Raw genomic sequence first — 14,771 nt, forward strand, 5'->3', positions numbered from 1 at the left:
GGTGATTTCCGGAAAACGACACTCAAATCTTACGAACAGATTCTGTTTCAGAATAAGGAGACTCATTCATGAGCACTTCAACCGAAGTTCAAAACACTGAACACAACACCGAAACCTCAACCCAAGACGCTTCCAACAACGAGCGGACCTACCCAGTTGTGAACGTGAAGCCAGCGACGGATATCTTGGAATACAATGATCACTACACGATGTCCGTGGGTGTCCCGGGCGTGACGCACGACGACCTCGACGTGACGATCGAGAAAAACGTGCTCACCATTGAAGCGACAGCTCGATTCCAGATTCCTGATGGTTATCAACCACTGGCTGGTCAACCGGTCGATCGTCGATACAGCCGCACTTTCCAGCTTTCGGACGAGATTGATCGAAGCGGAATTGAGGCGGAACTCAAAGATGGAATGGTCCACGTCAAACTGCCGAAATGTGGTCCCGCCCAGCGTACGAAGCTGAATGTGCGCTAATTCTCTCGTTTGACTGGCTCGCCAGCGGAGTCTTCAGCTATTCCTTTTCGGGAATTGAGTGGACGTGGCGATGCTGGGCAAACGTTTTCGTCCCACTCCGTGAGAACTCGAAAAATGACGTTCTTGCGGAGTGTTTTTCTTGACTGAGAGCAGATCGATGGCGTTAATGGGGGCGTCGAATGTCCGTGAGTATTCGTCATAACTGACGTAACGAGAGGCTCAAACAGCGTTCAGCGGACAAGTTGTTGGGGCCAAAGAAGGACCGAATTGTGTCTCGTCGTGAATATGCTGTCTCGCGTTACTCTTCGCGGCGGAGACGTCTGATCATCTCTCTGTTGGGGCAAACTGAAGAACATCAGCTTGATGAAGTCGCTTCTGATGATTCGACGGAAAGCGAGTTCGTTCCGGTTTCCTCTTCAACAGCTTTCGAAAAGTTGCAGCATCGCTTGAATCGAGATGCGGAACTGACTTGGCTGAGCCTGGGAGAAAGCTTTCCGCTTGTCTCTCGATCTGATTCTCTCGCTGGAATGGTCTCGTCCGAAGTTCGGTCAAGGCGACGGCGGTCTCGAGACATCTTCATTGATGCCACGACTCCCGGCGGAAATTTGAGAGAGTCGTTGACGCGTTTTCATACGCAGTTTTGGCGGCAATCAATCGACATCGTCCTGACAGTTCTGTCACCCGACGAAGTGTGCGACAGACGCCAAAGCGACATCTTCAATTCTTCTCTCTCGCAATTTTTGAACGATACAGCCATTGCAGGTGTCATCCCGATCTTTCTGCTGCCACCGCTTTTCGAGGTTCGGAGCAACCCTCGCGACATTGACATCAGCATTGCCAATCTGGAGGGGCAACTTCGCGAGCAAGAAGCTCTCTTCGTTCCAATGTGGCAGCGATCAGAAGGCTCAGGTGAGTCAGAAAACGCAGCTGTTCAGGCAATGGACTCGCAGCGGGAGTCTCGATTCGTCACAATATGGAAGTCTTTCTTGCATGAGGTTGAACACCATGATGAGCAAGCAGCCGCTTCCAATTCATTCGATTGATCAAGTTCATTTGCTTGGAACGCTCGGGAAGCAATCGCCGTTTCAACTCAGACGAATCTCCTTGGTGTGTGCTGCACTCTTTGTTTTTCTGGGTGTTCTCGAGAACGTTTGCGAAGCCCAGTTCCGAGATGGGCGACGGAGCCGGATGCCATTCTCGCAGCCGATGGAACAGGGCGGAACACGATTCTATATCGACCGCAACGGTGTGCCCGACTGGGAACGTGATGAAGAGTTTCCGGAAGATGTCTTCACATTCGTGCGGATCATGTACAACGCACGCGAAGGCGAGTACGGGCAGTGGCGAACAGATTATCCGGACAGCGACTTGAACATGTCGTTCCGGCTTCAGCAGTTGACGTCTCTGAAGGTCAATCCCGATCCCATCGTGCTTGAGCTGACCGATCCTGCTTTATTCAACTATCCGTTCGTCTACTTCTGCGAACCAGGAGGCCGTGGCCGCGGGGGGTGGGGCGGAGGTCTGAACTTCACCGAAGCAGAGATCGCGGCATTTCGTCGCTATCTCGAAAACGGCGGCTTCGCCATGTTCGACGACTTCTGGGGCGAGTTCGAGTGGTACAACTTCTACACCGAAATCAAACGAGTTTTTCCGGATCGAGAACCGGTCGACATTCCGCTCGAGCATCCTGTCTTCAACGCGGTCTACGAACTCAAGGAAAAGCCGCAGGTTCCTTCAATCAACGTTGCTCAGCGTGGCCGTGCTTATGGCATTACCTGGGAACGAGACGACGCTCGCGAGCCTCACTATCGCGGTATTTTCGACGATGAGGGACGCTTGATGGTCATGATTTGTCACAACACCGACTTGGGAGATGGCTGGGAACGCGAAGGAGAAGACGAGTGGTACTTCCACGAGTTCTCCGAGAAACGGGCTTACCCTCTGGGCATTAACATCATCTTCTATGCGATGACGCATTGAGTCGACGAACAGTCCTTGGCGATGAAATCGAGCAGTCCGCGCGCTTACTGTGCAGAACGTCGCGTTTCGCGCGTTTTTTTTGAGTTTTTTGCTGGAGAAGAGTTTCGCTGCATGCGGATACAGGCCCGGATGCCTATAATACGCGCAGCTCGCAACTCCTTCCATTCAGAAGCATTTCACTCATCCAGTATTGTCAGCAATGGATTCTGATCACGACGATTCTCCACCGTTCGATGGTTTCATCGGATCTTGTGAAAGAATGCGCGAGCTATTTCGACACATCCGCAAGATCGCTAACAGCTCCGCGACTGTCCTGCTCTTAGGTGAGACAGGGACCGGTAAAGAACTCGTTGCACGGGCTGTGCACGAGCAAAGTCCGCGTTCGACGGGCCCTTTTGTGCGCGTGAACTGCGGTGCTCTGAGCGAGAGCTTGTTAGAGAGCGAACTCTTCGGGCACATCAAAGGTGCCTTCACCAACGCGATTGAAAATCGCACCGGCCGTTTTGAAGCATCTCACGGCGGAACGATCTTTCTGGACGAAATCAACTCGGTGAGTCCGACGCTGCAGGTCAAGTTGTTGCGTGTGCTGCAAGAACAGGAGTTCGAACGAGTTGGTGATTCCAAGACGATTTCGGTCGATTGTCGGATCATCGCAGCGACCAACCGCGATCTGGCGGAGATGGTCGAAAAGGAATCATTTCGGGAAGACCTCTACTATCGATTGAACGTCCTTCCGATTTACGTTCCAGCCCTCCGCGATCGGCGAGAAGACATTCCCGATTTGGTTCGTTTCTTCGTGAACAGATACGCGATCGAGAATCAGCGAATCATTGCATCGGTGACCAGTGAGGCTCTTTCCTATTTGAAAGCCTATCTCTGGCCGGGAAACGTTCGCGAGCTGCAGAACTATATCGAACGGGCAATTGTTCTCGCGGATGCTGACGAAATTTCGGCGGAGTTGCTGCCCTCTCACGTCCGGGGCGAAGCACCGGTTCGCTTTGGTCGGGTGCGAACGGAGCTTCAGTCTCTGTGCGCAGAACTGGTCTCACGCGGTCTCTCAGAAGTTGCGGAAGATGGAGCCTCACACGAAGCTGTGATGGGACTCGTCGAGCGGGAATTGATTCTGCAAGTGCTCAGAAGCTGTCAGGGGACACAAACGAAGACCGCTTCAAAGCTTGGAATCAATCGCAATACGCTTCACAAAAAGATTGAGGATTACCGCCTCCACGACGAAGCACGTTAGATCGTATTCGTAGTTTTCACGTGTTTGCTTTGAGGTTCTGGACAACGTCCTCGACTTCGGCTGCGAAGAAGAAAGATCCTGTCGCACACAGCAGGTCGTCTTTGCCTGCAATTTCAGTTGCAAGTGTCACAGCAGCTGCTGGGTCAGTGGCAGTTTCAAACCGACAGCCTTCGGTGTTTTCAGCGATGCGAGTCAATTCGTCGATCGGAACGGCGCGAGGGTTCGACTGATATGCGGTGAGAATGAAGTGGTCAAAGTTTCGTGACAGGATCGCCAGCAGTTCTTTGACGTCTTTGTCTTTAGAAGCGGAGAACAGGCAGATTCGTCTTTGGTAGGTGCCTGAACTCAAGGTGTCGCAAAGCGCTTGAATCGATGCGGGATTGTGTGCGGAATCGAGGATGAAAGTTGGAGACGTTGACAGCGTCTGGACTCTCATTGGGAGCACAGCTGATTCCAGTCCTTTCCGAAGATGGTCAGTTGTGATTTTGAATCGGGCGGGGTCAAGCTGGCGGACCGCTGCCACGGCCAATGCGGCATTACGAACCTGATGTTCGCCAGGCATTTTGAGAGTCAGATCCTTGAGCGTGAGGTCTTCGATTTCAAGGTCGAAAGTCCACGGTGACGGAGATGGGCCGGTCGGCGTGGCGTTGCTGACGATCAATTCCTGCTCCAGTCGAAGTAGTTTGGACTGATGATCCTCGGCGATTGATTCAATCACCTCAGCGGGGCCAGGTGCGGTGACTCCGCTCACCACAGGCACGCGGTCTTTGATGATGCCTGCTTTTTCCTTCGCAATTTTCTCCAACGTGTCTCCGAGAAGTCGTGTGTGGTCTTTGCTGATGCTGGCAATGACAGCCACTTCAGGGTGGCAAACGTTTGTTGAGTCCAGCCGACCACCGAGACCAACTTCAACAACCGCGATCGAGGCTTGTTTCTCTTTGAAATGCAGCCAGCCTGCTGCAGTCGTCAGCTCGAAGAACGAAGGGCCTCGCTTCGACTCTCCGTCCATCTGTTGGCAAATTGGCTTCAGACGATCGACGATTTGCACAATCTCCTGACGAGAAGCCGGAACTCCGTTCACGGTGATCCGCTCTTCGTACTTGTGTGCGTGTGGAGAAGTGAAAAGTCCGACTCGGTAACCGGCTGCTTCAAGAATACGTGCCACCATAGTCGCGGTTGAGCCCTTCCCTTTCGAGCCAGCGATATGAATGACTGGCAGCGCGGTTTGAGGGCTTCCCAGAAGCGTGAGCAAGCGATCCATTCGGGCGAGAGGAAAGTCTGCCATCGACGTCGCCAGATCGGGTCGAGACTCATAATTGATGCGGCTCATCAAGAAATCAATCGCTTCCTGGTAGGCACGATTGGTCTCAACGAGTTCGGGCGAATCGAGTCCAAGTGAAGACATCACAGATACTTCTGGCAGTACGGCAATCTTTGAAACAAACAGAAATGGATGGAACATCGCGAGAGAATGGTTTCATCAGTGCTTCACAATAACGCTTTGCCAAGCTGAAACAAGTTGGCTGGAACCATTCTCAAGCGGCGAGGAGGCGCATCAAGCGATCCGTTTGCGAAGCTTGCTTTTGGAATTCCCGCTTTTGCGTGGTAAAATCATCCTCAAGCGTCGATGCATCTCTGACTTGTCTGCGAAGTGACCTAGCGGATCGGAGAGGATTCAGGCGGAGAGTCAGTTTGATTGTCCGGCGAAGCCATGTTGCGACGTGTGAGTGACCAGTCATCTGGTATTGAAAGCAAATCATGGAAACGATTGATCTCGCAGAGTTTGAGTGGAAGACGATTCTAAGAAGGCTGACGATTGACGACTTCGACGCTCTGGTCGAAATGCAGAAGCTCTGTTTCGGCGGAATGCAGCCGTGGGAAAAGAGTCAGATTGAAAGTCAGATTCACCTGTTTCCGCAAGGTCAGCTCTGTATCGAGATCGAAGGTAAACTCGCCGCGTCGTGTAGCAGCTTGATTCTGGACTACGATCCGGAACTCCCCTGGCACGACTGGAAGAAGGTTGCCGACAACGGCTACATCCGCAATCACAATCCCAAAGGAGATACGCTGTACGGGATTGAGATTATGGTTCACCCGGAGTTTCGCGGGATGAAACTCTCCCGAAGGCTTTACGATGCCCGCAAAGAGTTGTGCCGAGAAAAGAACCTCGAGAGGATCGTCATCGCTGGGCGGATTCCCGGTTTCAGCCAGCACGCTGATCAAATGACTGCTCGTGAGTACGTCGAGAAAGTCGTCGACAAGTCGCTTTACGATCCCGTGCTGACGGCTCAACTCTCCAACGGGTTTGCCTTGAACGGACTGATTCCGGACTACTTCCCATCCGATGTGGCGAGCCGAGGTTTTGCGACGTCGCTCGACTGGCGGAACCTCGATTATCAACGGGGAGCGCGTCGCCGCTACGGACACACCACTGAGCCAATTCGACTCGCGGTCGTTCAATATCAGATGCGAACGATCTCGGTGTTCTCGGAGTTCGAAACGCAGTGTGAATTCTTCATCGACACAGCCAGCGAATATAAGTCGGACTTTGTCGTCTTTCCTGAATTGTTCACGACTCAACTGCTGTCATGTGTGCATCAGGATCGACCCGGAAGCGCAGCCCGGAAACTGGCCGAGTTCACGCCTCAGTACCTCGACTTCTTCACTGAAATGGCGGTTAAGTACGACATCAACATCATCGGTGGATCACATTTCGTTGTCGAAGAAGATTCGTTGTTCAATGTGGCCTATCTGTTCCGACGAGACGGCTCGATCGGCAAGCAGGAGAAGATTCACATTACGCCCAGCGAACGCAAGTGGTGGGGAGTCAGTCCCGGACGTAGCGTGACGACGTTCGACACCGACTGTGGACGAATTGCGATCCTAGTTTGCTATGACATTGAATTCCCGGAGCTTGTCCGAATCGCTGCTCAGAAAGGGGCCAAGATCATCTTCGTTCCCTTCAACACGGACACACGGCAAGGCTATTTGAGAGTCCGAAACTGCGCGATGGCTCGCTGCATTGAGAACCATGTTTACGTCGCTGTGTCCGGTTGCACCGGCAACCTTCCGTTTGTCGAGAACTCCGACTTGCACTACGCACAGTCTGCAATCTTCACTCCTGCCGATGCAGAATTCGCTCGGGATGGAATCGTGGCCGAGTGCAACGCAAACATCGAAACGATGATCATTGAAGACGTCGATGTCGAACAGTTGAGACGCCACAAAGAGAGCGGCAGCGTGCAAAACTGGAACGACAGACGGCGCGATCTTTATAAGGTCGTCTATCGCGAAAACGGTGAAGAGTTCGAAGTGTAGAGCACGTCGCTAGAGTCAGGCGCAAACGAAAGGACCCCACCAGAGTTGCTGGCGGGGTCCTTTTTTTGAGACATGTCGTGCTTAAAGAGCTTTACTCTTTCGGATCGGCGGGAAGTCGTTCGTCTTCGATTTCAGGAAACGATCCGGTGAGTGCTTCCATGAAGGCGACCAGATCGAGCTTTTCCTGATCGGTCAGATTGAGCTTCACAATCTTGTCGCTCAGGTTCTTGTTAGGCGTTCCGCCTTTGTTGTAGTGCTCGACGACTTCCATCAATGTGTCCAGGCTTCCGTCGTGCATGTATGGGGCAGAGTGGACGACGTTTCGGACAGTTGGAGTTTTGAATGCTCCCCAGTCTTTCTCGTCGTTTGTGACTGCGTAACGTCCAACGTCAGGTTCTTCGACATCCATTCCGATGCCGAGGTTGTGATACTTTTCATCGGCGAGGTTCGCACCCACATGACAAGCTGCACAGTTGACCCGTTCGCTAAAGAACAGTTCCTGTCCACGGAGAGCGCTTTCCGACATTGGGTGAGCTTCGGCTCCCTGCTTGGCGAGTTCGTACTGCTCTGCAAACTCTTCGCTGGAGTCGATCAGATCCTCGAGGTCTTCAGGATCGAGTTGGGCGAATCGCTTCATCTCTTCGCTGAAGTCGTAAGGAGTCGGTCCGGTGACGAGTGTTCGTTCGAAGGAAGCAATAGCATCGGCGACGTTGTCGATGTTGACTGCGTTCTGCCCTTTACCACCGAAGATTGCACGAAACTGCAGAACGTATCCGGGAATTTTTTTGATGGAGCCAACAGCAGCTTCATGAGTGTTTCCCATTTCAATCGGGTTCGCGATTGGTCCGACCGCTTGTTCTTCGAGCGAGGCAGCTCGTCCGTCCCAGAATTGAAGGTCTGACAGAATTCGGTTGTAGCTGACCGGGGAGTTTCGATTTCCTTGTTGTCCGCCGATCCCAACTCCGAACTGTGTAAATCGTCCGTAGCCTTCGTCGGGATGATGGCAGGTCGCGCAGCTGATTGTGGTGTCCGCTGACAATCTCGGATCGAAGTAGAGTTGTCGACCGAGTTCAATTTTCGCCTGTGTCAGAGGGTTTCTGTCCAAGCCTTTAATTTGCGATGCTCCGGCGGCAAGCCCGAGTGGAAGGACCGGTTCAATGACCCGATGAACTTCCGGCTCTGACAGCCACTTCCGGATCTCGCGGAGCTTCAGTTCTCCTTCGCCGGGGATGCCTTGCAGGAGTTCCCCCTCTCCCAGTTTGACGGTTTTAGGCCCCAGCTCTTTCGCTTTGGCTTTTGCCTTCGCGACTGCGTTCAGCTTTCTCTCTTCCTGGGCCTGACCGCGGACTCCGATTGAGAGAACACAGGCTCCGGTGATCACAACGACAAGCAGCTTCTTCATCTCAAATCCTCAATCTCTCCGGTTGGGGTTTCTGAAGGCACATTCAAATGATGAGAGTTCAAAGGGCGAGGAGGAGTGAATGTAGTGAGGGACCAGGGAGTAGACATCAGGACCGCCAACTCCGACTCGCGTCTCTCCATTGTATGAACCCGGGCGATGGGGTCCACTCACCCGAAGTATTGGCTGCCCATTCAAGAAACTCCTCGCGAGAAATTCACTCTTCCCACAAAAAAAGCCGGAGCTGAAGTGCTCCGGCTTTCCTGATTTGGTCCACAGCTAGACGGATTTCCGTAGCTGTGTTCCTGTGCGATTCGGGAGAGTGTTACTCCGCTTGCATCTTCGCACAGATCGCGTCGGCCATTTCTTGAGTTCCGACAGCGGTTGGATCGTTACGATCTGCTTTCATGTCATAGGTGACGTCTTTTCCTTCTTCGATGACAGCTGCGACAGCGCGATCGAGTTTCGCGGCAGCTTCACGCTCTCCGAGGTGGTCGAGCATCATCTTGCCGGAAAGGATCAAAGCGACAGGATTGACGCGGTTTTGCCCTTTGTATTTTGGAGCACTTCCGTGAGTCGCTTCAAAGATTGATGCTTCGGTTCCAATGTTGGCACCAGGAGCAACTCCCAGTCCCCCGACGAGTCCAGCACACAGGTCGCTGAGGATGTCGCCGTACAGGTTTTGAGTCACGATAACATCGTACAGCTCGGGCTTCTGGACGAGCTGCATGCACATGTTATCGATGAGACGTTCCATGTAAGTGACCTTGCTGGCGTCGGAAACTTTTCCGACCAGTTCCGGATCAGGAGTGACGCCGTCAGCCAGTTCGTCCCATTCGAATTTCGCACCGTATGCGAGAGCAACAGCACGCGTTTCGTCGTACCAGAGTCCGTCGGTGAACTTCATGATGTTGGCTTTGCAGACCGACGTCAGAGACTTCCGCTCTTGTTTGACGGAGTAGTCGAACGCGAAGTCAGTGATGCGGCGCGTTCCTTCGTAGGAAATCGGCTTAATGCTGATTCCGGTCGTGTCTTCGCGGGTGTTGATCTTCTTGCCGGAAGCAAACTCGTTGATCTGTCCGATCAGTTTAGCGGTCTTGTCGTCCCCAGCTTGGAATTCGACACCTGCATAGAGGTCTTCTGAGTTTTCGCGAATCAGAACGAGGTCGACATTGGAGTCCTCGAAGTAAGTACGGACACCTTTATAAGTCTTGCAGGGGCGAACACATGCGAAGAGGTTCAGTTCCTGTCGCAGGAAAACGTTAACGCTTCGGAATCCTTTTCCGATCGGAGTGGTGATCGGCGCCTTCAATGCGATTCCGTTCTTGCGGACAGAATCCATCACGCGGTCCGGGACTTTTCCTTCACGCTCAATGACCTCAATTCCACACTCCTGAAAATCCCAGTCGATTTTCACGCCTGTGGCTTCAATACACTTGCGTGTTGCTTCGGTAATCTCTGGACCAACACCGTCACCTGGAATCAGCGTCACATTGTACATTTCGAATACTCTCTGCTGTTTCGATATCGAGGCCGAAAGCTGCCACGTTTGGGGTTCAGACGATTTCGCAAATGCGGTAGCGCTTCGTCTGTCGAGGAATTCTCAAGTTTCCAGATTTTTCGGAACTTTTCCGACGAACAGATTTGGGATCTGGTGGGTTACTCTGGATGAACAGGACCGTATCAAAAGGATATGTCCCATTCAAGGAGTGGAACGGCTTGTCAATCATTCATGACATTTTGTCGTCATTTCGTGGCGATGAGATCAAAATGAATACGAGAGGCGAAGAGTCGATTCGCTCGAACGCAGAAATGCCTTTGATGGTCATGTCCTGAGTTTCAATTGAAAAACATCGGGATCAGACTCGAAACTTTCCCTGAACGTGAGCATCGGTACAGGAGTTGCAAATCCTGTAACCGGTTCAGTTCAGGGGTCAGTCCGATTCCTGCTCTATCGAGCTTGGAGTGTTTGAAGCAATCCTTGAGCACTCCTTCCCTGGCGAGATAGAGGTTTGTCAGCCTCACGGCAGCAGCAACTGAGCCGGAAGCAAGATCGCATTGAAAAGTTGAGCAATCAGCTTTTTCGTGCGATGCCTGCTTGGGTCCCCTGACTTCGGGGGGAGCGGGGGACCCAATTTTCACGGATTCCTCTCCCGGAATCCGTCATCGGTTTACCAACACATATCACACCATTCAGTTGCCCCTGTCCATTCTTTCAAGCCACCTCATGACGGTTGGTTGTTGATCCCTGCAGCTGCATTCGTCTGCGCAGTATCGAAATGACAGTCAGTGCTGTCGATTTCGGTGATGGGACGATGCTGCTCACAGCAGATCGGAATATTGTCGCTATGGTTCTTGCCCCGAAGAAACCGAACAAATCCCGGCAGCCAGGTTCGTTCTCACTCCCCTTCACTTCATTAAGAGCGAACTCTCAATTCAAGGATTCATCTTTGAGAGCATTTTGTGAATTGGTCTTCGCAAACTCTCCCCATCGCAACAAAGACGAAAGCTGTCAGTCAGATCAAACGGTTGCACAGTCCGTCGCAGGTGATCCCAGCGACGAGTTCGGGCCATCGCTCACTTTGGGAAGTGAGAGGTGCGATGCGATTGAAGATGTCATCGCGAGCTATCTGCACGATGTTCCCCACAGTGCAAAAACGTGGGGACAACGAGATCTCGACCGTTTTCTGCAATGGGTTCGCGACGCAGTCACTTTCAGTGAAGATCGAGGTTCTCGGGCAGATGAGGTGAGCCTTCGGCGATCAACAGAGCAGTTGATCATTCAGAAACGACTCGCCTTCCGAAGGTTTCAGGCAATCGCTGCCGACGCCGCTGTGGAAATCAGAAGTCAAGGATGGAATGAGAAGACCGTGCTGCACCTCAATCCAACGTTTGTCTGGTCGGCACTCAAGCCGGATTGTCGATCTGCCCACGGGGACCGAACCGTTCTGTTTGTTTCAACGGATGAGAAAGTCGCTTCGATGTCGCTGTCGTCAAACTGGAGCGAACTCATTGAGTTGTTGGCCAGATCCGGACCGACGACCGTCAAAGCTGCGCAGCGAAAAACCAAATCCGCCAGCCGGGAAGAGTTCGACGAAGTGTTGACTCGATTGCTGAGCCACCAACTTCTCGCTATTTCCACATGAACTCATCCGGCTGAATTGAGACGACGTTTCTGCTTAAAAGAACGTCGTGCTATGCGGGATTCGGTTCAGGAGTTTCTGAACCTTTGGGCTGTGTGATCAGAGAAACTCCGACTAGCGTGAGGAATCCGAGTGGAATCGTCACAATTCCGGGCTGGCTGAAAGGGACGTATCCAAGGTGACCGGGGATTTTGTAAACCGCGTCGAAAGTGTCAGCGCTCAGCAGAATCCATCCGAGGGATGACACCATCCCGACAGTCACAGCCGCGATCACGCCTTCTTTGGTCGTTTTGTTCCAGAACAACAACATGACAAGCGACGGAAGGTTCGCGGAGGCGGCGATGCTGAACGCCCATCCAACGAGATACCCGACGTTGAGTCCCTCGAAGAGAATTCCGAGAACAATTGCAATCACACCGACAACGACGGACGTGATCTTCGCGACCCGCACTTGTTGAGAGTCGTTCAGGTCGACTTTGCAGACATTCATCAGCAGGTCTCTGGTGACCGCTCCTGCCGAAGCGAGAATCAATCCGGAGACAGTTCCGAGCACGGTTGTGAACGCGATCGCTGAGATCATCGCGAAGAGCCAGACGTTCATGCTTTTGGCCAGAAGCGGCGCAGCCATGTTCGAGTCGGTCACATCCATTGCTCCACTGACCATGGCTCCCAGGCCGAGGTAAAGTGTCAGGATGTAAAAGAACCCGATCGCTCCGATTCCGACAATCGTACTCTTCCGGGCACTCTCCCCATCTTTAACCGTGTAGTAGCGGATCAGAATGTGAGGAAGCGAAGCTGTTCCGCAAAAGAGGGCGAGCATGAGTGAAATGAAGTTCAGCTTCTCGTCGAACTTGTCTCCGCGGATTCCGGCAAACTTCGGATGGTTTCCGGGCATCAGAACTTCGCTGCCGGACGTCGGCTTCTGGTAATAGATGGTCGTCACGTCGCCGTTCTCTTCTGGGACGGTGGTTTTCCCCCACAGAATGACTTCGCTGTCGTGAAACTTCTGGAAGAACGAAACCGGACCCAATGCTCCGGTGGATGTTTCATCATCAGGAAGATGGCTGATGTAGCCGACCGGATGCAATTCGGGTTCACCTTTTTCGGAGCCTTTGGGAAGTCCGTTGACGAGCAACTGTCCGTCCGGAGTCGATGTGACAGTTTGACCTTCAACGAGGAGAATTTCTGAAGCGTCTTCAGAATCCTTCTCGATGCGGAAGATCTTTTGACCGCCATCCGGTTGTTCGACTCGAACATACGGTTTCTCAGCCCAGTCGCCAGTTGCGGGCAGAATCGTTCCGGATACTCCTGGCAACGTGCCCGACTCGGATTCTCGGGACTTCAGGTCTGCCTCTGTGATCGGGCCGATCGTTTGAAACTTGTAACCATCCATTCCTCCCTCTTCGACTTTCAAACCCTTCGCCAGAATCATGATGACGAGGATTAAGCTGAACAGCACAAGCAGAGAGCCTTTGAGGAACTGTACGTAAGTCGTCGACACCATTCCCGCTGAAACGACGATAGTGACAACCGCCGCACCAACGAGAACAACACCGACCCAGTGCGGAAGTCCCAGCAGCGGTTGGATCAAAACACCGGCGCCGACCATTTGTGGAATGAGGTAGAAAATACTGACGATCAGCGTACTGATCCCAACGACACACTGAATTCCACGGGAATGAAAGGTCGAGTCGAGAGCATCCGCGAAGGTGTATTTACCCATCCGCTTGAGTGGTTCTGCAACGACGAACAAAGCCACAATCCAACCGGCCAGAAAGCCAATTGAATACAGAAAGCCGTCGTAACCGTAAAAGGCAATCATCCCACAGATTCCGAGGAATGAAGCTGCGGAGAGGTAGTCGCCGGCAAACGCGACCCCGTTAATGAACCACGGGATCTGTCCGTGAGCAGCGAAGTACCCGGCGGACGATTTCGCTCGACCGGCGAGGTAGAAACTTAAGCCCATCGTTCCGCCAACGAAGGCGAGGAACGCGACGACCGCGATTGTTGATGGTTCGTAAATCATTCTTGCCCCTCCTCTTCTTTTTGAGGTTCGGAGCGACAGAGCAGCCCATAAAGAATCGCAAGCAGGAAGGCGGACAGGATCAAGGCAAATCCGTAAAGGACGGCCAGGTTAATTCCCTCAATCGGTGTGGCCCGCATCGCTTCAGGACGATACGCATTCAGCAGCACAAAGATCACATAGAAGATGAGATAGATCCAGAAGAGGATCAATCCAATTCGGGAATTCCGAGCCTGCATCAAGGTATCCTTCATTCTCGCGATGGACGCGAATCATATATCGATAGCAATTGATCGTTGCCGGAAGATACAGGCTGAGACTGGCCACGACAAGGACTTGTCACGATCGCTGCGAATCGCGTTCGGAATTCCGGAACTGCATGTGCGAACTTTCGTTTCGTCGCCATGCGGAAAAGATCTGTTCTTGAAAGACGAGTCGCTTCGCATACAAAGAGAGTCGACCTCTTCATACTTTTACCCAGGATCAGAAACGATGCCGCTTCCACAGGTTGGTAAGAAAGCTCCCGCGTTTACGCTTCCGGCGATCCCTTCAGGCAAGGTGCGTCTCAGCCAGTTTCGCGGAGACAAGAACGTCGTTCTCTATTTCTATCCTCGTGACAATACACCCGGCTGCACACAGGAAGCTTGCGACTTTCGTGATCAGATTGGGCGTGTTGAAGACAGTGAGACAGTCGTGCTTGGGATTAGCGGAGACAGTATCGCCTCTCATGAGAAGTTTGCCGCGAAGTTCGAATTGCCCTTTCAGCTACTCGCGGACGAAGATCATGCAATTGCCGAAAAGTACGGCGTCTGGGTCGAGAAGAAGAATTACGGCAAGACCTACTTTGGGATTCAGCGCGCAACGTTCCTGATTGACAAACAGGGAACCCTCGTCGAAGTCTGGCCGAAGGTGAAAGTCAAAGGCCACGTCGACGAAGTGATTGAGAAGTTGAACGAGCTGCGTGGTTGATAGCAGAAATCGCGCGCACGGATTCGTCGTTGAATCAGTGACGAAGATTGACATGTTGTAGCTGATTGCGAATTTCGCGAATCAATTGCAGCTGCATCACCTGCAGCCGCTCGAGCCCTTCGATGTCTTGATTGAGTTGTTCAAACAACTTGTCATCTGGGGTGGAAGATTTCTTCTCTGGTGGTTGTTTGGTTCGTGATCGTCGTCGCTTGTC

At 52.6% G+C, this 14,771-nt stretch carries 12 protein-coding genes; 7 read left to right on the forward strand and 5 right to left on the reverse strand.

Annotation, left to right across the window (positions count from 1 at the left end):
• Nucleotides 1–68: 68 nt before the first annotated feature.
• The 4 genes from AB1L42_RS10185 (at nucleotide 69) to AB1L42_RS10200 (ending at nucleotide 3,705) form a co-directional block, all read left to right on the forward strand.
• On the forward strand, nucleotides 69–482 hold the full coding sequence (locus AB1L42_RS10185) for an Hsp20/alpha crystallin family protein (RefSeq protein WP_367054147.1): 414 nt from the start codon (nucleotides 69–71) through the stop codon (nucleotides 480–482).
• A 269-nt stretch (nucleotides 483–751) separates the two neighbouring features.
• Nucleotides 752–1,525: a hypothetical protein gene (locus tag AB1L42_RS10190; protein ID WP_367054152.1), complete on the forward strand. Its 774-nt coding sequence runs from the start codon at nucleotides 752–754 to the stop codon at nucleotides 1,523–1,525.
• Nucleotides 1,526–1,670: 145 nt separating this feature from the next.
• Nucleotides 1,671–2,462: a DUF4159 domain-containing protein gene (locus tag AB1L42_RS10195; RefSeq protein WP_367054826.1), complete on the forward strand. Its 792-nt coding sequence runs from the start codon at nucleotides 1,671–1,673 to the stop codon at nucleotides 2,460–2,462.
• A 199-nt stretch (nucleotides 2,463–2,661) separates the two neighbouring features.
• Nucleotides 2,662–3,705: a sigma-54 dependent transcriptional regulator gene (locus tag AB1L42_RS10200; protein ID WP_367054155.1), complete on the forward strand. Its 1,044-nt coding sequence runs from the start codon at nucleotides 2,662–2,664 to the stop codon at nucleotides 3,703–3,705.
• Between the two features lie 16 nt (nucleotides 3,706–3,721).
• Here the strand turns inward: AB1L42_RS10200 and AB1L42_RS10205 are convergent, their stop codons facing one another.
• Nucleotides 3,722–5,110, reverse strand: coding sequence for a folylpolyglutamate synthase/dihydrofolate synthase family protein (locus AB1L42_RS10205; protein ID WP_367054158.1), 1,389 nt, complete (start codon nucleotides 5,108–5,110; stop codon nucleotides 3,722–3,724).
• 353 nt (nucleotides 5,111–5,463) lie between these two features.
• Between AB1L42_RS10205 and AB1L42_RS10210 the strand changes: the two genes are divergently transcribed.
• The gene (locus tag AB1L42_RS10210) at nucleotides 5,464–7,023 is read left to right on the forward strand and encodes a GNAT family N-acetyltransferase (protein ID WP_367054161.1); all 1,560 of its coding nucleotides are present in this window, start codon (nucleotides 5,464–5,466) and stop codon (nucleotides 7,021–7,023) included.
• Nucleotides 7,024–7,114: 91 nt separating this feature from the next.
• On the opposite strand, the gene AB1L42_RS10215 is transcribed toward AB1L42_RS10210, so the two are convergent.
• Nucleotides 7,115–8,425, reverse strand: a complete 1,311-nt coding sequence (locus tag AB1L42_RS10215) for a cytochrome c peroxidase (protein WP_367054164.1) — start codon at nucleotides 8,423–8,425, stop codon at nucleotides 7,115–7,117.
• A gap of 322 nt (nucleotides 8,426–8,747) precedes the next feature.
• A complete protein-coding gene (locus AB1L42_RS10220; RefSeq protein WP_367054167.1) occupies nucleotides 8,748–9,923 on the reverse strand; it encodes an isocitrate/isopropylmalate family dehydrogenase in 1,176 nt (391 codons plus the stop codon).
• A gap of 949 nt (nucleotides 9,924–10,872) precedes the next feature.
• On the opposite strand from AB1L42_RS10220, the gene AB1L42_RS10225 reads away from it, so the two are divergent.
• Nucleotides 10,873–11,568, forward strand: a complete 696-nt coding sequence (locus tag AB1L42_RS10225) for a hypothetical protein (protein WP_367054170.1) — start codon at nucleotides 10,873–10,875, stop codon at nucleotides 11,566–11,568.
• Nucleotides 11,569–11,617: 49 nt separating this feature from the next.
• Here the strand turns inward: AB1L42_RS10225 and AB1L42_RS10230 are convergent, their stop codons facing one another.
• Entirely contained in the window at nucleotides 11,618–13,591 is a 1,974-nt protein-coding gene (locus tag AB1L42_RS10230) for a cation acetate symporter (protein ID WP_367054173.1), read from the reverse strand.
• Nucleotides 13,588–13,827 (reverse strand): DUF485 domain-containing protein, encoded by a 240-nt coding sequence (locus AB1L42_RS10235; RefSeq protein ID WP_367054176.1) that lies wholly within the window; start codon nucleotides 13,825–13,827, stop codon nucleotides 13,588–13,590. Before AB1L42_RS10235 ends, AB1L42_RS10230 begins: the two co-directional genes overlap by 4 nt.
• Nucleotides 13,828–14,080: 253 nt before the next feature.
• Here AB1L42_RS10235 and bcp point away from each other — a divergent pair, with 253 nt between their 5' ends.
• Nucleotides 14,081–14,557 carry a thioredoxin-dependent thiol peroxidase gene (bcp, locus tag AB1L42_RS10240; RefSeq protein ID WP_367054179.1) on the forward strand — a complete coding sequence of 159 codons (477 nt, stop codon included), beginning with the start codon at nucleotides 14,081–14,083 and terminating at the stop codon, nucleotides 14,555–14,557.
• The last annotated feature ends 214 nt before the right edge of the window (nucleotides 14,558–14,771 follow it).

It is taken from the genome of Thalassoglobus sp. JC818, from assembly GCF_040717535.1.
In the GTDB taxonomy this organism is placed as follows: domain Bacteria; phylum Planctomycetota; class Planctomycetia; order Planctomycetales; family Planctomycetaceae; genus Thalassoglobus.

Bases quoted from the DNA above. Each gene is read 5' to 3' on its own strand.
- AB1L42_RS10185 (WP_367054147.1), top strand. From the start codon at position 69: ATGAGCACTTCAACCGAAGTTCAAAACACTGAACACAACACCGAAACC.
- AB1L42_RS10195 (WP_367054826.1), top strand. From the start codon at position 1,671: ATGCCATTCTCGCAGCCGATGGAACAGGGCGGAACACGATTCTATATC.
- AB1L42_RS10200 (WP_367054155.1), top strand. From the start codon at position 2,662: ATGGATTCTGATCACGACGATTCTCCACCGTTCGATGGTTTCATCGGA.
- AB1L42_RS10205 (WP_367054158.1), bottom strand. From the start codon at position 5,110: ATGTCTTCACTTGGACTCGATTCGCCCGAACTCGTTGAGACCAATCGT.
- AB1L42_RS10210 (WP_367054161.1), top strand. From the start codon at position 5,464: ATGGAAACGATTGATCTCGCAGAGTTTGAGTGGAAGACGATTCTAAGA.
- AB1L42_RS10215 (WP_367054164.1), bottom strand. From the start codon at position 8,425: ATGAAGAAGCTGCTTGTCGTTGTGATCACCGGAGCCTGTGTTCTCTCA.
- AB1L42_RS10220 (WP_367054167.1), bottom strand. From the start codon at position 9,923: ATGTACAATGTGACGCTGATTCCAGGTGACGGTGTTGGTCCAGAGATT.
- AB1L42_RS10230 (WP_367054173.1), bottom strand. From the start codon at position 13,591: ATGATTTACGAACCATCAACAATCGCGGTCGTCGCGTTCCTCGCCTTC.
- AB1L42_RS10235 (WP_367054176.1), bottom strand. From the start codon at position 13,827: ATGCAGGCTCGGAATTCCCGAATTGGATTGATCCTCTTCTGGATCTAT.
- bcp (WP_367054179.1), top strand. From the start codon at position 14,081: ATGCCGCTTCCACAGGTTGGTAAGAAAGCTCCCGCGTTTACGCTTCCG.